At 68.5% G+C, this 17,247-nt stretch carries 19 protein-coding genes; 9 read left to right on the top strand and 10 right to left on the bottom strand.

All coding sequences use genetic code 11. The annotated features are described in order from the left end of the window. Positions 1-80 precede the first annotated feature (80 nt). Positions 81-992 carry a LysR family transcriptional regulator gene (locus tag JUB13_RS31240; RefSeq protein WP_236024824.1) on the top strand — a complete coding sequence of 304 codons (912 nt, stop codon included), beginning with the start codon at positions 81-83 and terminating at the stop codon, positions 990-992. A gap of 29 nt (positions 993-1,021) precedes the next feature. Here the strand turns inward: JUB13_RS31240 and JUB13_RS08720 are convergent, their stop codons facing one another. Beyond that, complete coding sequence (locus JUB13_RS08720) at positions 1,022-1,792, bottom strand: SDR family NAD(P)-dependent oxidoreductase (RefSeq protein WP_207478409.1); 771 nt, start codon at positions 1,790-1,792, stop codon at positions 1,022-1,024. 122 nt (positions 1,793-1,914) lie between these two features. Here JUB13_RS08720 and JUB13_RS08715 point away from each other — a divergent pair, with 122 nt between their 5' ends. From JUB13_RS08715 to JUB13_RS08705, 3 genes are all read left to right on the top strand, one after another. Further along, the gene (locus JUB13_RS08715; protein ID WP_207478408.1) at positions 1,915-2,379 is read left to right on the top strand and encodes a carboxymuconolactone decarboxylase family protein; all 465 of its coding nucleotides are present in this window, start codon (positions 1,915-1,917) and stop codon (positions 2,377-2,379) included. After that, the gene (locus tag JUB13_RS08710; RefSeq protein ID WP_207478407.1) at positions 2,366-3,268 is read left to right on the top strand and encodes a sigma-70 family RNA polymerase sigma factor; all 903 of its coding nucleotides are present in this window, start codon (positions 2,366-2,368) and stop codon (positions 3,266-3,268) included. Before JUB13_RS08715 ends, JUB13_RS08710 begins: the two co-directional genes overlap by 14 nt. Before the next feature lie 111 nt (positions 3,269-3,379). Beyond that, positions 3,380-4,564 (top strand): MFS transporter, encoded by a 1,185-nt coding sequence (locus JUB13_RS08705; protein ID WP_207478406.1) that lies wholly within the window; start codon positions 3,380-3,382, stop codon positions 4,562-4,564. Positions 4,565-4,589: 25 nt separating this feature from the next. On the opposite strand, the gene JUB13_RS08700 is transcribed toward JUB13_RS08705, so the two are convergent. Further along, positions 4,590-5,351, bottom strand: a complete 762-nt coding sequence (locus JUB13_RS08700; RefSeq protein WP_207478405.1) for an SDR family NAD(P)-dependent oxidoreductase — start codon at positions 5,349-5,351, stop codon at positions 4,590-4,592. Positions 5,352-5,448: 97 nt separating this feature from the next. On the opposite strand from JUB13_RS08700, the gene JUB13_RS08695 reads away from it, so the two are divergent. Further along, on the top strand, positions 5,449-6,411 hold the full coding sequence (locus tag JUB13_RS08695; protein WP_207478404.1) for an AraC family transcriptional regulator: 963 nt from the start codon (positions 5,449-5,451) through the stop codon (positions 6,409-6,411). A gap of 22 nt (positions 6,412-6,433) precedes the next feature. Here JUB13_RS08695 and JUB13_RS08690 read toward each other — a convergent pair whose 3' ends face one another. Beyond that, complete coding sequence (locus tag JUB13_RS08690) at positions 6,434-7,621, bottom strand: alpha/beta hydrolase family protein (RefSeq protein ID WP_207478403.1); 1,188 nt, start codon at positions 7,619-7,621, stop codon at positions 6,434-6,436. Between the two features lie 4 nt (positions 7,622-7,625). Further along, entirely contained in the window at positions 7,626-8,030 is a 405-nt protein-coding gene (locus JUB13_RS08685) for a Dabb family protein (protein ID WP_207478402.1), read from the bottom strand. 145 nt (positions 8,031-8,175) lie between these two features. Between JUB13_RS08685 and JUB13_RS08680 the strand changes: the two genes are divergently transcribed. Further along, positions 8,176-9,069 carry a LysR family transcriptional regulator gene (locus JUB13_RS08680; RefSeq protein ID WP_207478401.1) on the top strand — a complete coding sequence of 298 codons (894 nt, stop codon included), beginning with the start codon at positions 8,176-8,178 and terminating at the stop codon, positions 9,067-9,069. A 41-nt stretch (positions 9,070-9,110) separates the two neighbouring features. Further along, positions 9,111-9,503, top strand: coding sequence for a DUF3883 domain-containing protein (locus JUB13_RS08675; protein ID WP_328702893.1), 393 nt, complete (start codon positions 9,111-9,113; stop codon positions 9,501-9,503). A 106-nt stretch (positions 9,504-9,609) separates the two neighbouring features. On the opposite strand, the gene JUB13_RS08670 is transcribed toward JUB13_RS08675, so the two are convergent. The 3 genes from JUB13_RS08670 to JUB13_RS08660 form a co-directional block, all read right to left on the bottom strand. Then, positions 9,610-10,608 carry an alpha/beta fold hydrolase gene (locus JUB13_RS08670; protein WP_236024823.1) on the bottom strand — a complete coding sequence of 333 codons (999 nt, stop codon included), beginning with the start codon at positions 10,606-10,608 and terminating at the stop codon, positions 9,610-9,612. 31 nt (positions 10,609-10,639) lie between these two features. Then, the gene (locus JUB13_RS08665; RefSeq protein ID WP_207478399.1) at positions 10,640-11,245 is read right to left on the bottom strand and encodes a TetR/AcrR family transcriptional regulator; all 606 of its coding nucleotides are present in this window, start codon (positions 11,243-11,245) and stop codon (positions 10,640-10,642) included. A 164-nt stretch (positions 11,246-11,409) separates the two neighbouring features. Next, positions 11,410-12,435, bottom strand: a complete 1,026-nt coding sequence (locus tag JUB13_RS08660; protein WP_207478398.1) for an NADP-dependent oxidoreductase — start codon at positions 12,433-12,435, stop codon at positions 11,410-11,412. Between the two features lie 154 nt (positions 12,436-12,589). Between JUB13_RS08660 and JUB13_RS08655 the strand changes: the two genes are divergently transcribed. Beyond that, positions 12,590-13,477, top strand: coding sequence for a LysR family transcriptional regulator (locus JUB13_RS08655; protein ID WP_207478397.1), 888 nt, complete (start codon positions 12,590-12,592; stop codon positions 13,475-13,477). Between the two features lie 174 nt (positions 13,478-13,651). Beyond that, on the top strand, positions 13,652-14,101 hold the full coding sequence (locus JUB13_RS08650) for a nuclear transport factor 2 family protein (protein WP_207478396.1): 450 nt from the start codon (positions 13,652-13,654) through the stop codon (positions 14,099-14,101). A gap of 430 nt (positions 14,102-14,531) precedes the next feature. Here the strand turns inward: JUB13_RS08650 and guaA are convergent, their stop codons facing one another. The 3 genes from guaA to JUB13_RS08635 are packed head-to-tail and all read right to left on the bottom strand — an operon-like array spanning position 14,532 to position 17,244. Next, positions 14,532-16,124, bottom strand: coding sequence for a glutamine-hydrolyzing GMP synthase (gene guaA / locus JUB13_RS08645; protein WP_207478395.1), 1,593 nt, complete (start codon positions 16,122-16,124; stop codon positions 14,532-14,534). Between the two features lie 38 nt (positions 16,125-16,162). Then, positions 16,163-16,708, bottom strand: a complete 546-nt coding sequence (locus JUB13_RS08640; RefSeq protein ID WP_328702892.1) for a GNAT family N-acetyltransferase — start codon at positions 16,706-16,708, stop codon at positions 16,163-16,165. Then, the gene (locus tag JUB13_RS08635) at positions 16,705-17,244 is read right to left on the bottom strand and encodes a GNAT family N-acetyltransferase (protein ID WP_207478394.1); all 540 of its coding nucleotides are present in this window, start codon (positions 17,242-17,244) and stop codon (positions 16,705-16,707) included. Before JUB13_RS08635 ends, JUB13_RS08640 begins: the two co-directional genes overlap by 4 nt. Positions 17,245-17,247 lie beyond the last annotated feature (3 nt).

The raw sequence follows: 17,247 nt of genomic DNA, 5'->3' as shown, positions 1-17,247 counted from the left end.
TGGATCCGACCAAGAATGGCGCTGCAGGCCGATCACGGGGAGCGCTATAAGATCGATGAGTTTGATCGGTCTGGACGATCATGCTGGACGCGCTGACACTGGATCAGATCCGTACCTTCGTGGCTGTCGTCGAAAGCGGTGGCTTCCGCGCAGGTGCCGCGCGCCTGTCCCGGGTCCAATCGGCGGTAAGTCATGCGATCGCCAGCCTGGAGGCCGAGCTCGGCGTCGCACTGTTCGACCGGAAGGGACATCGTCCGGTACTGACCCCCGAGGGACGGGCCCTGCTGGCCAATGCGAGGGACATCCTTCTCAGGGTCGATGCCATGCGCGCCCGGGCGCGGGGCCTCGGCGAGGGCGTGGAGCTTGAGCTGACGGTCGTCGTCGACACGCTCTTCCCGATGGCGGTCGTGGCGGCGGCGCTGGCCGAGATGCGGGAGGTCTTCCCTTCGGTGGCGGTGCACCTCTCCGTGGAGCCGCTGGGGGGCCCGCTTGCCGCGTTGATCGACAAGCGAAGCACGCTCGCCATCCTTGCCGGCGAGGACTTTCGTGATCCCCGGGTCGCCCTTGAGGCCCTCGGATCCGTGGCGCTTGTAGCAGTCGTTGGCGCCGGCCACCCGCTGGCCTCGCGACGATCCGGCGAAAAGATCGGCGTTGCCGACCTCGCGGACCATCTGCAGATCGTCCTATCCGACCCGACACGGCTCTCCCAAGGGCGCGATTTCGGCGTCCTCTCGACACGGACCTGCCGCGTCAACACCCAGGACGCAAAGCACGCGCTGATCCTGGCCGGTCTTGGGTGGGGCCGGCTTCCGGCCTGGCAGATCGAGCGTGATGTGAAGGAAGGCCGGCTGGTGCGGCTCGATACGGAAGCGCTCGGGCGTAACGCGCAGGTCCTCCAGGAAACCTATCTCGGCCACCGGATCGACGCCCCGCTGGGACCCGTGGCGCGCAGCTTACGCGCTGCGCTTGCACGGCTCAGCTCGCTCCCCTGAAAGAACGAAGCACCGGGCGGCGAAGGCCGTCAGGCGATCCCAATCCCCGTCAGGTCGCGGCAGATGTCCAGCAGGCGGTCCTGGAGATCCGCGCGTTCCGCGGCCGGATTCACGCGGCGGGGCTTGCGGTGGTAGAAGAAGCCGCCTGTCACGCGGGCCGCGGGATCATCGCCTGCGGCCAGCCAAGCCTGGGTCAGATGCGCCTGGGAAAAGTCGTCGGGCGCGCCAGGGCCGCCCATCCTGGTCGGAACCCAGCCGGGGTCAACGGCATTCGACAGCACATCGGGCCAGCGGCGCGCGACGCCGAAGGCCAGCAGGGCGTCGTGCAGCTTGGTGTCGGCATAGGCTTGGCTTCCGTTCCAGCGCCGGCGCTCCCACTGCAGGTCCTCGAGGCCCGCGTCGCCGCCCATATGCATGCCGGAGCTGAGGTAGACGAGCCGATCCGGCCGCGTCATCAGGGCGGTCAGCAAATACGGCGCCAGCACATTCACCGCGAAGAGCTGCGACAGCCCGTCGGCCGTCTGCACCCGCCGCGGCTCGCGATAGCCCAGAGCGACGTTGTGGATCACGGCGTCGAACCGCCCCAGCGCATTCGCCTGTTGGGCGACGCTGCGCATCGCATCCATGGTCGAGACATCGCCCAGCACCACCGCCTCGGCAGCCGGAAGCGCAGCACGGGCCTCCGCGGCCCGTTGCTCATTGCGGGCGTGCAGGACCACGCCGTGCCCTTCCGAGGCCAGAAGCCGTGCAGCCATCAGGCCCAGCCCGTCGGACGATCCCGTGATGAAGACCCGCGCCATTCCATCTCCCTCGCCCGACATCCCGGTCCCACCAACTTATTTTCACGGAGCATGTCACACGCGGCCCTGCCCGCCTCGTCCATAGCGCGTAGTCACCCCTGACAGGTGGAACGGAGACAGAAATGACGCCGCGTCTGGACAACACCCTCAAATTGGCGCCCGCCTCGATAAAGGCGATGATGACGCTGGAGGCCAGCTTGGCAGCCAGCGGTCTGGAGCATACCCTCCTGGAGCTGGTGAAGCTGCGGGCCTCGCAGATCAACGGCTGCGCCTTCTGCATCCACATGCACGCGACCGACCTGCGCAAGCGCGGCGAGACCGAGATGCGCCTCTACATGCTGAACGCCTGGCGGGAATCGCCGCTCTACACGCCGCGGGAGCGCGCGGCGCTGGCCTGGACCGAAGCCCTGACGCTGGTGGCCGAAACCGGAGCGCCGGATGCCGACTACGCGCTCCTGCGCGAGGCCTTCTCGGAAACCGAGCAGGTCCACCTGACCCTGGCTATCGGCGCCATCAACCTGTGGAACCGGCTGCAGATCGGCTTCCGCGCCGTCCATCCCGTCGAGGGGGCCCATGCCGCGGCCTGACCCCGCGGTCCAGGCCTTCGAGGCGCACCGCCCCAGGCTGGTGCGCCTCGCCTACCGCATGCTCGGCTCGATGGCCGAGGCCGAAGACATCGTGCAGGAAGCCTGGATGAGATGGCAGCGGGCCGACCGGGACGAGGTGCGAGAACCCGAGGCCTATCTGAAGCGAACGGTCGCCCGCCTCTGCCTCGACGCCATGAAGACCGCCCGCGCCCGGCGCGAGGTCTATGTGGGCTCCTGGCTGCCCGAACCCGTCGCCGAACCCGAGGACCAGGAGGCCCGGGCCGACGAGCTGACGCTGACGCTCATGCTGGCCCTGGAGCGGCTATCTCCGCTGGAGCGGGCGGCCTTCCTCCTGCACGACGTCTTCGACGTGCCTCTCGACGAGATCGCCACCACGCTGGGCCGCGAGGCCGCCGCCGTCCGCCAGCTTGCCGTGCGGGCGCGCCGACACGTGCGGCAGGCGCGCCCCCGCTACAAGCTCGCACGCGAGGAGGGCGAGCGCATCGCGCGCGCATTCTTCGCCGCCGCCACCTCAGGCGACGTCGCGGCGCTGCGCGCCATGCTGGCGGAAAACGTCGTGCTGAGGTCGGATGGCGGCGGAAAGGTTCTCGCCTTCCTGAACCCCATCCTCGGCCTCGAGCGGGTGCTGCGCCTGTTCGGCAGCCTGCACCGCAAGCTCGTCGCCCGGCGCGCGGAGTTCATCCGGCCGATGTGGATCGACGGGCTTCCCGGCTATGTCAGCCGCGAGCGCGACCAGGTGCTGCAGACGACCGCGCTGGAGATCGAGGATGGGCGCATCACCGCCATCTACATCACGCGCAATCCCGACAAGCTCCGCCACATCGCCAACGCCATCGAAGCGACGAAGGACCGCGGCACGCCTGGCTAAGTGGCGATGCTTTTCCCCGGAAGACCCATCCGGCGCGATGAATGGTTTATGCGTTGATCGCCGCACCGGGCCGGGCCACAAGGCTTCCCCGGGGCAATCGGCGGATATGGCATGGCACACAGGGAAGCGATTGCGTCACCATGGCTCGTCCTGGGGCTCGTGGTCGCCGGCACGCTGCTCGGCATCATGGGCACGGACCTGGTGCTTCCGGCGGTGCCGTCGCTGCCGGAGACGCTCGGCGGCGATGCTGCGCGCGCGCAGCTCGTCCTCGCGGCCTATGTCGCCGGCACCTGCCTCGGCCTCCTGGTCTATGGTGCGCTGGGCGACCGGTTCGCGACACGCGCCCTGCTCGTGGTATCGCTGCTCGGGACAGCGAGCGTATCCCTGGCCTGTGCCGCCGTCGACGACATCGACGCGCTGGTGGCGCTGCGCGCGCTGCAGGGCGCCGTTGCGGCCGGTCCGGCGGTGTTCGCGCCCGGGATCGTGCGGGCGAGCTTCGACGAGGCCCGCGCCGTCCGCGCCCTGGGCCTGCTGGGCAGCGTCGAGGCGCTGGCCCCCGCACTGGCGCCGCTTCTTGGCGTGTGGCTCCTGACCTTCGGCGACTGGCGCCTGACCTTCTGGACGATCGGCATTCTCGCGCTCGTCCTTGCGGCCGTGATCCGGAGTTCGGGCGAGGTCCCGCAGGCCGCCCGCCGGCCCCGCGGAAGCTATGCACGCTTGGTGGCAGACCCCGTCTTCCTGCGCTACGCGCTGAGCCAGGCCTTCGCGTTGGGCGGATTGCTGACCTTCGTGTTCGGCATGCCGGCCGTGTTCGTCCGCGCGCTCGGCGGCGACCTCGCGGACTTCGTCCTGCTGCAGGGCTGCGGAATCGCTGCCTTCATGCTCGCCGCCAACCTGGCCGGCGCGGCAGCCGCGCGTTTCGGGGCGGAGCGGGTGATCGCGCTCGGCACCGGCCTCGCGGCCGCCGGCGCCGCGGCCATGCTCGGCTATGCCCTGATGGGCGGGACCGCGGGCCCGGCGATCGCCGCACTGTTCGTGCCGGTCAATATCGGCTTCGGGCTGCGCGGCCCGCCCGGCTTCTTCCGGGCGGTGGTCGCGGCCAGGGGCGACGACGCGCGGGGCGCCGCGCTCGTCATCCTCGCGATCCTCGGCAGCGCCGCCGCCGGAACGGTCGTCGCCGCCCCGTTCATCGAACAGGGCCTGGCGCCGCTCGCGGCCGTCGCGCTGGGCCTCCACCTGCTGGCGGTCCTGTGTCTCGCGACCCTGCCACGCGATGGGGCCTGCTCCCTGTCCTGACCTCCCGCGGCGGCCCTCCCGGTGGCTACAGCCTGTAGCCACCGGATACCTCGACCTCCTGCCCCGTTACCCAACGGCACTCGTCCGACAGCAGGGACGCGATCACGGACCCGACATCGGCCGGATCCCCGAGCCGGCCTAACGCGGTCTTCTCCACCAGTGGCGGGATGAATTCCGGGTACTTGTCGAACACGTCTCCGCCGATCCGCGTCCGCGTCGGCCCCGGGGCGACGGCGTTCACGCGGATGCCCCTCCTGCTGAACTCCTTGGCCATGTATCGGGTCAGGATGGCGAGGCCGCCCTTCATGGTGCCGTAGGCGGAGTAGCCCTCCTCCACAGAGGCCGCGATTCCCGCCGTGCTCGACACGTTCACGATCGCGCCGCCGTCGGCGATGATCGGCAGAAGCGCCTGCGTCAGGAAGTAGGGTCCCTTCAGCAGGGCCAGCAGGAACCTGTCGAACGTCTCCTCCGTCGTGTCCTCGAACCGCGCCATTCCCCCGAAGCCGGCATTGTTGACGAGAAAGTCGATGGTGCCGGTGCTCCACTCCCAATCGAGGATGGAGGCGACGTCCAGCCGGAACGCGGCGAAGCTGTCGATCGCCCCTACGTCGAGGCGCAGCGGGATCGCCTTGGCGCCCCGGCGCCTGACCTCCGCGGCGACCTCGTGCGCGCCTTCCATGTTGCTGTTGAAGGTGAGGATGGAGTTGACGCCGCGATCCGCCAGCGTGATGGCGGCCGCGGCGCCGATGCCGGAACTGGCGCCAGTGATGACAGCGACCTTGCTCATGGGTTCTCTCCTGCCGTGATTGGTGCCGAGACCCTAGCAAGCACCCCGGTGGACGCTCTATAATACGGCGTCCGGTTTTCATTACGGATCGTCCAAAATGGAGCCATTGGCCGCCGTCATCTTGATGCTGCGCCCGCGGACCGTCGCCGCTAAGATCATCAGCGGCGCCGGCCGGTGGGGCGTGCGCTATCCGCGGATCGACAATGCGGGCTTCGGCCTGGTCCTCCAGGGCAGCTGCCATCTCGGCGTCGACGGATGCGCGCCCCTGCAGCTCGAGAAGGGCGACTTCGTCCTCATCCCCTCGGCGCCGGGCTTCGTCTTCTCCAGCGACCCGGACTTCGAGCCGGTCCCCATCGATCCCGCGATGGCGACCGCCGCACGTGGCGAGCTCCGCCACGGCGATCCACGGGCCGAGACCGACTTCAGGCTGCTCGGCGGTTATTTCGGGTTCGACCCCGCGAACACCGCGCTGCTGGTCGGCCTCCTGCCCACCCTGGTCCATATCCGGGCGGACGAGGGTGCGGCAAGGCGCCTGGTCGGCACGATCGACATGATCACGGACGAAGCCCTGAACCAGCGCCCAGGTCGGGACCTGATCGTCGAGCGGCTCGTGGAAGTCATGCTCGTCGAGGCGCTGCGCTTCCGTCCTCAGGTCATCGGCGCGATCTCGCGCGTGGGACTGCTCCAGGGCCTGAGCGATCCAACCCTGGCAAGGGCGCTGCGGGCCATTCACGCCGATGTGGCGCGCGACTGGACGGTGGCGACGCTCGCGCGCGAGGCCGGGCTGTCCCGGTCGACCTTCAGCGAACGCTTCGCCCAGAAGGTCGGCATGGCGCCCATGGAGTATCTGGTCCGCTGGCGCATGGCCCTCGCCAAGGACTTCTTGCGCCGGAAGGACATGCCGCTGGAGAGGCTGGCGGAAGCCATCGGCTACCAGTCGGCAAGCGCGTTCAGCACGGCCTTCCGCCGCGAGGTCGGCGTGCCTCCGAGCCATTTCGCGCGCAGCCTCCGCGATCGAAGTCCCGATGCGACCATGGCCCTCGCGGCGGGCCGCGCATGACGCACAGCGACGCGGCCGCCGGCTACGCGCGCCGTGCCGGATCCCTGAGGCGATCGGCGATCCAGTCGCAGATCAGCTCCATGCCGATGGTGGGGTTGTCGATCTGGCAGTGTGCAGCGCCAGTCTCCTCGGGCGAGAACCACTTGATCGTCACGTCCACGCCAGCCGCCTTCGCCTCGCCGTAGACGCTCTCCGCATTGTGTATGCCGAAGCTGTCGAGCTCGCCCGAGACGATCAGGAAGGGGCAGCGGATGTCGCGCACCACGCCTTCGAGATCGAACGGCTCCGTCGCGGCCACCAGCGCGTCCATAGTCCCGGCACCAAAGACCCAGCGCGACAGCGTGGCGGTCATGCCGTCCGGGCGTGCCCGGAGCGCCTCGGCCGACTTCGCGACCTTCCATTGCGCCGCGTCGGACACCGCGCAGGCGATGCGGTGCTCGCGCGCGGCGGCGCGGGTCACGTAGTAGCCGCCGAGGCTGGCGCCATAGACGGCGATGCGGCCGGGATCGACGTCCCCGCGCCCGAGCAGATAGTCGATGCACGCCCCCACCGGCATCTCGGTATCGTGCCGCGCCGTCAGGCCCTGGCGGCGCAGCGTGCCGCCCTGCCCCGGCAGGTCGACCAGCAGCAGCGACAGCCCGCGGGCGAGGGCATAGCGCTCCATCTCCTGGATCAGCTCGTCCTTGAACTCGTCCAGGCCGCCGAAGGCGATCACCGCCGGCTGCCGGCCAGCCCCGGGCGCAGGAAGGAAATAGGCATCGAGGTGCGCGCCGTTCGCATAGGGGATGCGCAGCACCTCGCCCGCGGGCTCGAACAGCGCCAGAGCCCGGCGCGAACAGGCCTCGGCGCGCTCGAAGGTCGGCAGTCGGCGGTGATCCGCGGAATCCAGGAAGAACTCCGCGGTCCGGAAGTAGTTGGCGGCCCGGATCCAGTTTGCCCGCGCCGTCAGGCGATGGCCTGCGGCCTCGGCCGCCTCGGCCCGCGCCGCCGCTCGTGCGGCCGGGACCAGCCAGGCCTCGTGCCAGCCGTCCCGGTCCCCTGCCCGGATCCGGCCTGCCGTCTGGAAGCACTCGCCGACCGTGCTCGCGCCGTCCTGCGCGGCAGCGAGGATGCGGACGAACTGGGCCGAGAACTCTTCGTCCTCCGGCCACTGCTTCCAGCCATCGGGGGCATAGCCGCCCCCCGTCGCGGTCAGTGCGGGCTTCGCCATGGCCTCACTCCGGCTTGCTGCTGCCGGAATAGGACTTCAGCCCGCCGACGAGATCGGCCAGGGCCTTGTCCCCCGCGAAGCGCTCCTTGTGAATGAGCGCGATCTGCTCCGCGATCGTGGGGTCCGCCTCATCGGTGATGTCGTAGGACACCATGTTCTCGACCAGCGGCAGCCCGATCTCGTCGACCTTCCGATGGATCGGCGAGTGCATGTAGGTCTTATAGGCGTCGATGTTTCTCACGACGAAGGTCGCGCCGTAATCGAAATCGCCGCCGACATCCCGCCCGACGCAATAGGTCACGATGACGGGGATCTCGCTCCCCATCTTGTGCAACTGCTTCAGCACCGGGTCGAGCTGGGCCTGCGTGACGCCTTCCCTTAGCTGGAAGCGGATCGAATGAAAGATCATGACGCGCTCTCCTTGGCTTGCTCTGTTGCGTCAACGCCAGGAAGGCTGTTTCGGTCGATAGCCCGTGCCTATATCACGCAATCGACGTCGCCTATATCGGCGCGCAGCGCTATTGTTTCCGTCGATCCCGCGGGAGAGGCGCGCCATGAACCTGCGCGACATCGACCTGAACCTGCTCGTCGCGCTCGACGTGCTGCTCGAGGAGCGCAAGGTGGTGAGCGCGGCCAGGCGGCTTGGCATCACGCAGCCCTCCGCATCGGGCGCCCTGGAACGCTGCCGCAGGCTCTTCGGCGACCCGCTGCTCGTCCGGACCGGCCGTGGCATGGAGCTGACAGGACGCGCCGAGGCGCTGCAGGGCCCGGTGCGCGAGCTCGTCGGGAAGGCGGCCCTGCTGTTCGCGCCGCCGCAGGACATCGCCACCGTCGAGCGGACGGTCCGGCTGGTGTCCAGCGACGCGCCGGCGCTGGAGATCCTCAGGATGCTCTGGTCAAGGCTCGCCTCCGCTGCACCGGGGATCAGCCTGGTGCTGCTCCACTGGCGCGAGAGCGAGGACCTGGTGGACGCGCTCGCCCGCAACCAGGCCGACCTCGGCATCTCGCTCCTGCCACAGACGCGCAGCGGCTATCGGCGGACAGAGCTGTGCGTCGCGCACTACTGCGTCGCAATGCGCCGGGATCATCCCATCGCCGAGAGCTTCGACATGGATGCGTGGCTCAGCTATCCGCACGTCATCGTCTCCGCGACGGGCGCAAGACGAACCCCGCTCGACGACCAGCTCGCCCTGATCGGCCACAGGCGCCGCGTCGCGGTGACGGTGCCGAGCTTCTTGATGGTGCCGCCGCTCCTCGCCGACAGCGACCTCCTCGCCATGTTGCCGCGCTGCTGCATGCGCAGCGACCTGGGCCTGCGCTACCACGACCCGCCAATTCGGGTCGAAGACTTCCCGCTCCACCTCGCGGTCGCGCGCCGGTGCGACGGCGATGTCGCGGTCCAGCACGTCGCGGCGCTGATCCGCGACCACTTCGCGTCCAGTGCCTAGAGCGGCTCCGGCGCGGCGCGCGCAGCGCCCTGCGCAACAACGTGGAAAGAAAGCTGGCCGCAGCTGCCCCGCCTTATCGCCCTGGCGTCTCCGGCCTCACGGTCGGGGATCCCGTCTTCGGCGGGAATACGGCTGCCGAACACGCGGTCCTCACTCACTCAGCCCGCAAGCCCGATGATCTTCCGTTCGACATTCGGAGCTTCGATGTCGACGGCACCGATCGGCCGATCGCGGTGAAGACGACCAATGCGTGGGAGCGCACGCGGTTCCATATCACGCGCAACGAACTGGCCATGGCCGAGGCGCATCGCGATGATTGGCGGCTGGTGCGCCTGTGGAGCTTTGCGCGGGAACCGCGGGCCTTCGAGCTTCGGCGGCCGCTACAGGCGCATGTGTCGCTGAAGCCGACCAGCTTTCAGGTGAGCTTGCTGTAGCGGCCATCAGGGGGGCCCCGTGCGCAGCGCGCCCGGACTAGGCTTCCCGATTAATCTCCATTCGGCGCCGCGGACCGCCCACCTCAGACGACCGGGCTTCGAGCGGTCACTGCCGCCCGAAGAACGAGAGAAGCTGCTCGGCCAAGCGCCCGGGCTGCTCTTCCGGGATGAAGTGCCCGCTGCCGGGAATGGACGCGCCGCGGACATCGGCGGCGAACGGCCGGAGCGGCGTCGCCATGTCCGGGATCGATCCCTGGCTAGCACTGATGGCGAGGACCGGCATCGGCAGCTTGCCGCGCGCGGCAGAAGCGCGGTTCTGCTCGGCTGATTCCGGGATAGCCCGATAGTAGGCGAGGCCAGCCCTCAGCGCGCCCGGAGCGCGGAAGATGCGCAGGTACTCGTCGAAATCAGCTTCGGTGAACACCATCGGGTCCGCGGCCTTCCGGCGCAGGAACCAATCGAGATACTCGCGCTCCTTCCCCGCGATCAGCGTCTCGGGAAGGTCGGGGATCATATTGAAGGCGAAGTGCCAGGTCCGCCATCCCTTGTCGGGACCCATCGGCGTCGCATCCGGCAAGGTCACGCCGGGTATTCCGGCGTCCAGCAGCACGAGATTTGACACGGCTGCCGGGTGGTGGGCCGCTTGGCTGAATGCGACCCAGGCGCCGACGTCGTGCCCGACGAGATGGTAGCGCTGAACGCCGAGCTGTCCGGCAAGCCGGTGCACAGCGTCCCCGAGCGAGCCCGTGTCATACCCCGTGAGCGGCTTGTCGGAATCGCCCTGCCCCGGAAGGTCCGGCGCGATGACCCGGTACTGGTCGCCGAGCGCCGGCAGCAGCTTGCGCCACGCGTACCAGCTTTCAGGATAGCCGGCGAGAAGGATCACGACCTCGCCGTCCGGTCGGCCGCCCGCGACATAGTGGATGCGGACACCATCCACCAGCTGGAAATGGTGCGCAAAGCTCTCGGGCAGGCCGCCGCCTGCCGGACCGGCCGGCTTGGCGTCCCGACCGGACTGGGCCTTGGCGTCCGCGACGGCAATGAGCGCGGAAAACATGGCGAGAGCGACGGCCGCGCGGCGAAGCAGGGTGGGATGGCGTTCCATCCGCCCATTTTGGAAATGAGCATTTCCCAATTCAAGGCGCGATTCGGAGTAGCCTCATCGCCTGCTGGAGCAGGTCCCTGGACGAGAGTTCGCGTCCGGTTCTGCCCGCTACGCGCAGCCCGTACATCAGCGCTGCGATGACCTCCGCAGCGCCGCCCGGATCCAGGTCGGGAGCCACCGACCCGTCGGCCTGCCCCTCCGCGATCAGCCGCCGCAGGAGCTCGACCAGCTTCGCCGAGGAGGCCACCACCTGCGGCACGAGCCGCTCGTCCAGCGTCGAAAGCTGCACGAGGCTCCCGACGACCATGCAGCCCAGCCTGCCTTCGCTGCTCGATGCGTCCTCGAGATAGCTGTGAAGCGCGCGTTCGATGCGCTCGCGGCCGTTCTGCGCGGTCGAAAGCTCCGTGGTCAGGCGATCGATGCGGCGTTCGACGTAGCGCTCGTAGGCCGCGGCGAAAAGCGCTGGCTTGTCCGCGAAGGCCTTGTACAGGCTTCCGGCCGAAACCCCGGTCGCCGCGGCCAGATCGGCGATGGACGTCGCCTGATAGCCCCGGTCCCGGAACAGCAGGATCGCCTGGTCGAGCAGCGCTTCCCGATCGAACTCGCGCGGACGGCCCCGCGGCCGGATGTCTTTCATACCCGCTATGTAGGAGCGCGCCCCGGATCATCACAACAAGGGCGCGCAGGAGGAATGCAGCACGTCCGATCGCCCCCTCTTCTTTCCAAGGCCATCGGACTTCATCGTCCCTGCCCTCGCAAACCGGTTCGCGCCGCCGCGGCGGCGCAGTCCGGTGCCGGTCGTCATTCCGGATCCACCGTCAGCACGATCTTGCCCTGGATGTGCCCGCTCTCGGCGCGATCGTGGGCCCGTCGGGCCTCTGCGAGCGGAAAGGCACTGTCGATCGCGACGCGGATCCTGCCCTCGTCCAGCAGGCGCGCCGCCGCCGCAAGCTGCGCCCCGCTCGAGCGGACCTGGGTTGCCGACACCGTAACGCCCAGCGATGCCGCCTCCTCCTCTCCGGCGAAGCCGAGGGGAAAGATCGGGAACAGGGCACCGCCGCGCCTGAGAGTGCGCAGGAAACGACTGGTGGTCGACCCACCGACGGCGTCTATGACGAGATCGATGTCCCTGACGACATCCTCGGGCCGGGTCTGTCGATAGTCGATGAACGCGTCGGCGCCGAGGTCGCGCAGGAACGCCTCGTGCCTGCCGGATGCCACGGCGATTACGCGCGCGCCCTTCCACCTGGCGATCTGCACCGCGAAGTGGCCCACGCCTCCGGCGGCCCCGTTCACGAGAACGGTCCTGCCTTCGAGCGGCACCGGCTCATGTCTGTTCGGCATCACCGGATTGGGCTGGTCGTGCCCGAGATCGATCATGAACTGCCATGCGGTGAGCAGCGACATCGGCGCCGCGGCGGCATGCCTGTGATCGATGCCGGCAGGCTTGCGGGCAGCTTCCGACGCCGGCACGCTGACATACTCGGCATAGGCCCTGCTGTCCCCGAAGGCGCCATCGGGGAAGCGCACCATAGAGTAGACCTCCTGCCCGACGGAGAATTCCTCGACATCGGGGGCGACAGCCTCCACGACGCCCGAGACGTCCGTTCCCGGAATGATGGGGAACGCCCCCCGGGGCCGCCATTCCGGAGGAAGGGACCTGTAGCCGTCGCGCAGGTACAGGTCAGGGAGATTGAGGCCGATCGCGCGCACGCGGACCAGCAGCTCGCCTCGCTTCGGCTCGGGCTTCGGTGCGTCCTCGTAGACCAGCACCTCCGGACCGCCAAAGGCGTGGATTCGGACCGCCTTCATCGTCTCTGCCGCCATGAGCTTCGCCCTCCTCTCAGAGAGCCGTAATTTAGAATATCGAAAATGCGAAGGGATCCGCCCAAGACTCTGGAATTCCCATACAGGAATGAATAGCCCTGTCCCAGCAGCCGCCCGATCCCACGCGGGCTGGCCGATCTGAAGTGCCGGAGCCATGAAGACCCTCGACTGGACGCTGCTGCGCTCGTTCCTGGCCGTCGTCGAGACAGGGTCGCTGTCTGCGGCCGCGCTCCGGATCGGAGCCACCCAGCCGACCCTCAGCCGCCATGTCCGCGAGCTCGAAACGGCTCTGGGTGTCCCCCTTTTCAGACGGTCGGCACGCGGGCTCGATCCGACGGATGCAGCGCTGGGGCTCGTCGACGATGCCCGTGCCATGGGCGCCGCGGCGGAAGCGCTGGCGCTCAAGGCGTTGGGGCGCTCGCAGCAGCTGACGGGCACGGTCCGCGTCACGGCCTCGACGATGGTATCCAACCTGTGGCTGCCCGTGATGCTGGCGGAGCTGCGTGTCGCCGAGCCGAGCATCCAGGTCGAGCTCGTTCCATCCGACCTGAACCAGAACCTGCTGCGCCGCGACGCCGACATCGCGATCCGCATGGTGGATCCCACCCAGAACGCTCTGATCGCCCGAAAGCTCGGAGACGCGCCGGTTGGCCTCTACGGTGCACGGTCATACTTCGCGCGCCGGGGCCGGATCTCGACGATGCAGGATCTGCTGGAGCATGATGTCATTGGCTTCGATCGCAGCGAGGTGATCCTCAAACTCTATGCGGCCGCAGGCCACCCCGTCGCGCGCGAAGCTTTTCCTCTGCGCTGCGACGACCAGATGGTCTGCTGGAACCTGCTGTTGGCCGGGGCCGGCGTCGGCTTCGCACAGGTCCTGCTGGCGGACCGACACCCGTCGCTCGAGCGGGTGCCGATCGACATGGTGCCGCCCATGCCGGTCTGGCTGGTGATGCACGAAGACGTCCGCAGCAATGCCCGTATCCGCCGGGTCGCCGACTTCCTGGCCGCATCGATCGGCGACCTGCTGCGGACGGCCTGAGGGTCGGGCAAACGGAATCGTTCCGGCGTCAGGAAAGAAGATCGATGTGCGGTGTTTTGAGGTCTGGACCCTCAAGGACGGGAAGGCCCAGTCCTTCCAGTGCTATCTGGCGGCTACTATCCTCTCCGCCCAAATTGATTAACTCCAGGATCTCCAAAGCACGGAAGAAAGACCATGTCTGACCCTGCTGTTACAAAGACGCGCATCGACGTTGCAACCGATTATTTTCGCAAGATCGACAGCGCCGACCCGACGATCCTCGACATCATGACCGACGACGTAGAGACTTACTTTCCCAAATTCGGCATTGGCTACGGCAAAGCGGATTTCATGGAGATCGCCAAGGGCCTCATGGGTTCGCTCCAGAGTATCCGGCACGATTTGGATCGTATGAGGTTTCACGTCGCCGGCGACCACGTGATCGTGGAAGGGTTCGAGAGCGGAGTAATGGCGGACGGCACATCCTGGCCGGTCGAGGGACGATCCGAGGGCCGCTTTGCAAACGTCTTCGAGTTCGAGGGCGATCTGATCAAGCGCGTCTACATCTATGTCGACCCGGATTTCGCGAGCACCCACAACGAACGCTTCCTGTGGGGGGACAATGCCCGGATGACGAAAGCCTGAAGCTTCCGTTCCAGTACTGCGCGCAGCGCGACGGTCTTCAGTGTCTTGACCTGGAGTGGCACGCCCGAGAGGATTCCGACGCGCTCCCCTGGAGACACGGGCGAAGAAGCTGAACGACGATCGCGAGCGTCGACAACGAGCCCGCGCCATTCGACGCTGCCGAGGTATCGCGCGCCGGCGCCTTCGTCAGCATCGGCGCTGACGGTCAGCTTCGTGTCGAGCATGGCCATGTCCGACCGGAAGTCGAGTACCGTCGAGGACCTCATCTGCCCCGACGGCACTCCCGATCCTCGGGCCGAGCAGTATGGGCGGGCCCATTACGTGGTCCGCCAAGTCCGAATAGGTCCGCCGATAGACCCAGTTCTTATTTCATAACAATGTGTCGTGACGGATTGCGGAACAATTCCAGATATTGCCGGGCGGGCAAAGATCACTCCCACTCGATAGTGCCGGGCGGCTTGCTGGTGATGTCATAGGTGACGCGGTTGATGCCGCGGACCTCGTTGATGATGCGGGTGGCGACGCGGCCCAGGAACTCGTGGTCGAAGGGGTAGTAGTCGGCGGTCATGCCGTCCACCGAGGTGACGGCGCGCAGGGCGCAGGCGTAGTCATAGGTCCGGCCGTCGCCCATCACGCCCACTGTCCGGACCGGCAGGAGCACGGCGAAGGCCTGCCAGATCGCGTCGTAGAGGCCGGCGTTGCGGATCTCCTCGAGGTAGATCGTGTCGGCCTTGCGCAGGATCTCCAGCTTCTCGGCCGTCACCTCGCCGGGCACGCGGATGGCAAGCCCCGGCCCCGGGAAGGGATGCCGGCCGATGAAGGCCTCGGGCAGGCCGAGCTCGCGGCCGAGCGCACGCACCTCGTCCTTGAAGAGCTCTCGCAGCGGCTCGACCAGCTTCAGCTTCATGCGCGCGGGCAAGCCGCCGACGTTGTGGTGGGACTTGATAGTGACCGACGGGCCGCCGGTGAAGCTGACGCTCTCGATCACGTCGGGGTAGAGCGTTCCCTGCGCGAGGAACTCGGCGCCGCCGACCTTCGCCGACTCCTCGTCGAAGACGTCGATGAAGGTCGCGCCGATGATCTTGCGCTTCTGCTCGGGGTCGGTGACGCCGGCGAGCTTGCCGAGGAACAGGTCGGCCGCGTCGCGATGGACCAGCGGGATGTTGTAGTGGTCGCGGAACAGCGTGACGACCTGATCCGCCTCGCCCGCGCGCATCAACCCGGTATCCACGAAGATGCAGGTGAGCTGCTCGCCGATGGCCTCGTGCAGGAGCACGGCCGCGACCGAGCTGTCGACGCCGCCCGACAGGCCAAGGATCACCTTGGACTTGCCGACCTTGGCACGGATGCGCGCGATCTCCTCGCCCCGGAACGCCGCCATGGTCCAGCGGCCGGTACAGCCCGCAACCCCATGGGTGAAGTTGCGCAGCAGCGCCGCGCCATGCGGCGTGTGCACGACCTCGGGGTGGAACTGCACGCCGTAGAACCGGCGCTCGTCGTCGGCGATGACGGCGAAGGGGGCGCCGTCGCTCTGGGCGACCACGCGGAACCCATCCGGCAGCGCCGTCACGCGGTCGCCATGGCTCATCCAGACCTGCTCGCGCTGGCCCGGCTGCCAGAGCCCGTCGAAGAGCTGGCAGCTCTCCTGCACCTCGATATAGGCGCGCCCGAACTCGCGGTGGTCGGAGCCCTGCACCGCGCCGCCGAGCTGCGCGCACATGGTCTGCTGGCCGTAGCAGATGCCGAGCACCGGCACGCCCTGGGAGAAGACCGCGTCGGGCGCCCGGGGCGCTCCCTCCTGCGTCACCGAGGCGGGGCTCCCGGACATGATGATGCCGCGCGGCTGGAACGCGGCGATCCGCTCCGACTCCATGTTGAAGGGATGGATCTCGCAATACACGCCGCTTTCGCGCAGCCGCCGCGCGATCAGCTGCGTCACCTGCGAGCCGAAGTCCAGGATCAGGATGCGGTCGCCGGTCAGTTCCTCGGACAGGTCCGGGAATTGGCTATCGGTGGCGGTCATGGCGCGCTTTCGAAGAACGGAGGCGGGAAGCGGTCCTTCTAGCGCACCCGGGGTCCCGCGGACAAGCGGGCGAGCGGCATCAGGTCCCGCCAGCCATAGGCGACTTCGGTCAGACGGCTGCCCGCGAAGTCGATGGGGTGCTCGGCCACCCGCGCGCCGCCGAGCCGCTCGTAGAAGAAGCGGGCGGGATTGTCGCGCAACACCCAGACGAGGGCCGAGAAATGGCCGCGGCCGAGCAACTCCTCGGCCATGGTCGCCATCATGCGGCGGCCGAGTCCGGTCCCCTGTACATGATCGAGCAGGTAGAGCGCGTAGAACTCGCCCCCATAGCCCTCCACCGAGGAGCGCTGGCCCCCGCACCAACCGAATCCGACGACCTTGGCCTCCTCGACGGCGACGAAGCAGCCGCGCCCGCCGCGGGGATCGCCCAGCATGCGGCGCCAGCGCTCGGCATAGCTGCGCGCGTCGAGCCCGACCAGGTAGCGCGTGGGCAGGAGCCCTGGATAGGTGCTCCGCCACGAGGCGACGTGGACCGCGGCCATCCCGGCGGCATCGGCCGGCCCGGCGCGGCGGATCACGCTCACGGCGCGACCTCCGGCCCCGCAAGCGGACTCAGATCGTCCCAGACATAGGCCACTTCCATGACCATCGTCCCATCGAAGTCGAGCGGCCGCTCCGAGATACGGCGCCCGCCCAGTTTCTCATAGAAGGCCCGCGCCCGCCAGTTCTCCCGGAGCGTCCACACCGTGGCGGGCACCAGGCCTCGCGCCAGCAGGCTCGCGCCCATGGCGGCCATCAGCCCCCGTCCCAGCCCCCGCCCCTGGCCGCGGCGGAGCACGTAGAGCGCCTGGAACTCGCCCCGGCAGCCCGGGATGCCCGCCGTCTCGGGGCCGCAGACGCCGAAGCCGACGATTCCACTTCCGTCCCCGGCCTCGGCAAGCCACGCCTCGCTGCCCGTCGCCCCGGCCAGGGCACCGCGCCAGTAGCGCGCCATGGCCGCGATCTCCATGCGGTCGAGCACGCTCGCAGGGATGATGCCGGGATAGGTCTCGCGCCAGCCCGCGACGTGCACGGCGGCGATGGCGCTCTCGTCCCCGTTCAGGGCGCGCCGGACCCGCATGGC

Source organism: Arenibaculum pallidiluteum, from assembly GCF_017355985.1.
Taxonomy (GTDB): Bacteria; Pseudomonadota; Alphaproteobacteria; order Azospirillales; family Azospirillaceae; genus Arenibaculum; species Arenibaculum pallidiluteum.
The sequence above is the reverse complement of the archived record's forward strand: the minus strand, read 5'-3'. Positions and strand labels throughout refer to the sequence as shown.

Excerpts from the sequence above, each read along its gene's own strand:
- JUB13_RS08715 (WP_207478408.1), top strand. The coding sequence starts at position 1,915 with ATGACGCCGCGTCTGGACAACACCCTCAAATTGGCGCCCGCCTCGATA.
- JUB13_RS08700 (WP_207478405.1), bottom strand. The coding sequence starts at position 5,351 with ATGAGCAAGGTCGCTGTCATCACTGGCGCCAGTTCCGGCATCGGCGCC.
- guaA (WP_207478395.1), bottom strand. The coding sequence starts at position 16,124 with ATGACCGCCACCGATAGCCAATTCCCGGACCTGTCCGAGGAACTGACC.
- JUB13_RS08720 (WP_207478409.1), bottom strand. The coding sequence starts at position 1,792 with ATGGCGCGGGTCTTCATCACGGGATCGTCCGACGGGCTGGGCCTGATG.
- JUB13_RS08690 (WP_207478403.1), bottom strand. The coding sequence starts at position 7,621 with ATGGCGAAGCCCGCACTGACCGCGACGGGGGGCGGCTATGCCCCCGAT.
- JUB13_RS08710 (WP_207478407.1), top strand. The coding sequence starts at position 2,366 with ATGCCGCGGCCTGACCCCGCGGTCCAGGCCTTCGAGGCGCACCGCCCC.
- JUB13_RS08680 (WP_207478401.1), top strand. The coding sequence starts at position 8,176 with ATGAACCTGCGCGACATCGACCTGAACCTGCTCGTCGCGCTCGACGTG.
- JUB13_RS08685 (WP_207478402.1), bottom strand. The coding sequence starts at position 8,030 with ATGATCTTTCATTCGATCCGCTTCCAGCTAAGGGAAGGCGTCACGCAG.
- JUB13_RS08705 (WP_207478406.1), top strand. The coding sequence starts at position 3,380 with ATGGCACACAGGGAAGCGATTGCGTCACCATGGCTCGTCCTGGGGCTC.
- JUB13_RS08695 (WP_207478404.1), top strand. The coding sequence starts at position 5,449 with ATGGAGCCATTGGCCGCCGTCATCTTGATGCTGCGCCCGCGGACCGTC.
- JUB13_RS31240 (WP_236024824.1), top strand. The coding sequence starts at position 81 with ATGCTGGACGCGCTGACACTGGATCAGATCCGTACCTTCGTGGCTGTC.
- JUB13_RS08635 (WP_207478394.1), bottom strand. The coding sequence starts at position 17,244 with ATGCGGGTCCGGCGCGCCCTGAACGGGGACGAGAGCGCCATCGCCGCC.
- JUB13_RS08660 (WP_207478398.1), bottom strand. The coding sequence starts at position 12,435 with ATGGCGGCAGAGACGATGAAGGCGGTCCGAATCCACGCCTTTGGCGGT.
- JUB13_RS08655 (WP_207478397.1), top strand. The coding sequence starts at position 12,590 with ATGAAGACCCTCGACTGGACGCTGCTGCGCTCGTTCCTGGCCGTCGTC.
- JUB13_RS08665 (WP_207478399.1), bottom strand. The coding sequence starts at position 11,245 with ATGAAAGACATCCGGCCGCGGGGCCGTCCGCGCGAGTTCGATCGGGAA.
- JUB13_RS08650 (WP_207478396.1), top strand. The coding sequence starts at position 13,652 with ATGTCTGACCCTGCTGTTACAAAGACGCGCATCGACGTTGCAACCGAT.
- JUB13_RS08670 (WP_236024823.1), bottom strand. The coding sequence starts at position 10,608 with ATGGAACGCCATCCCACCCTGCTTCGCCGCGCGGCCGTCGCTCTCGCC.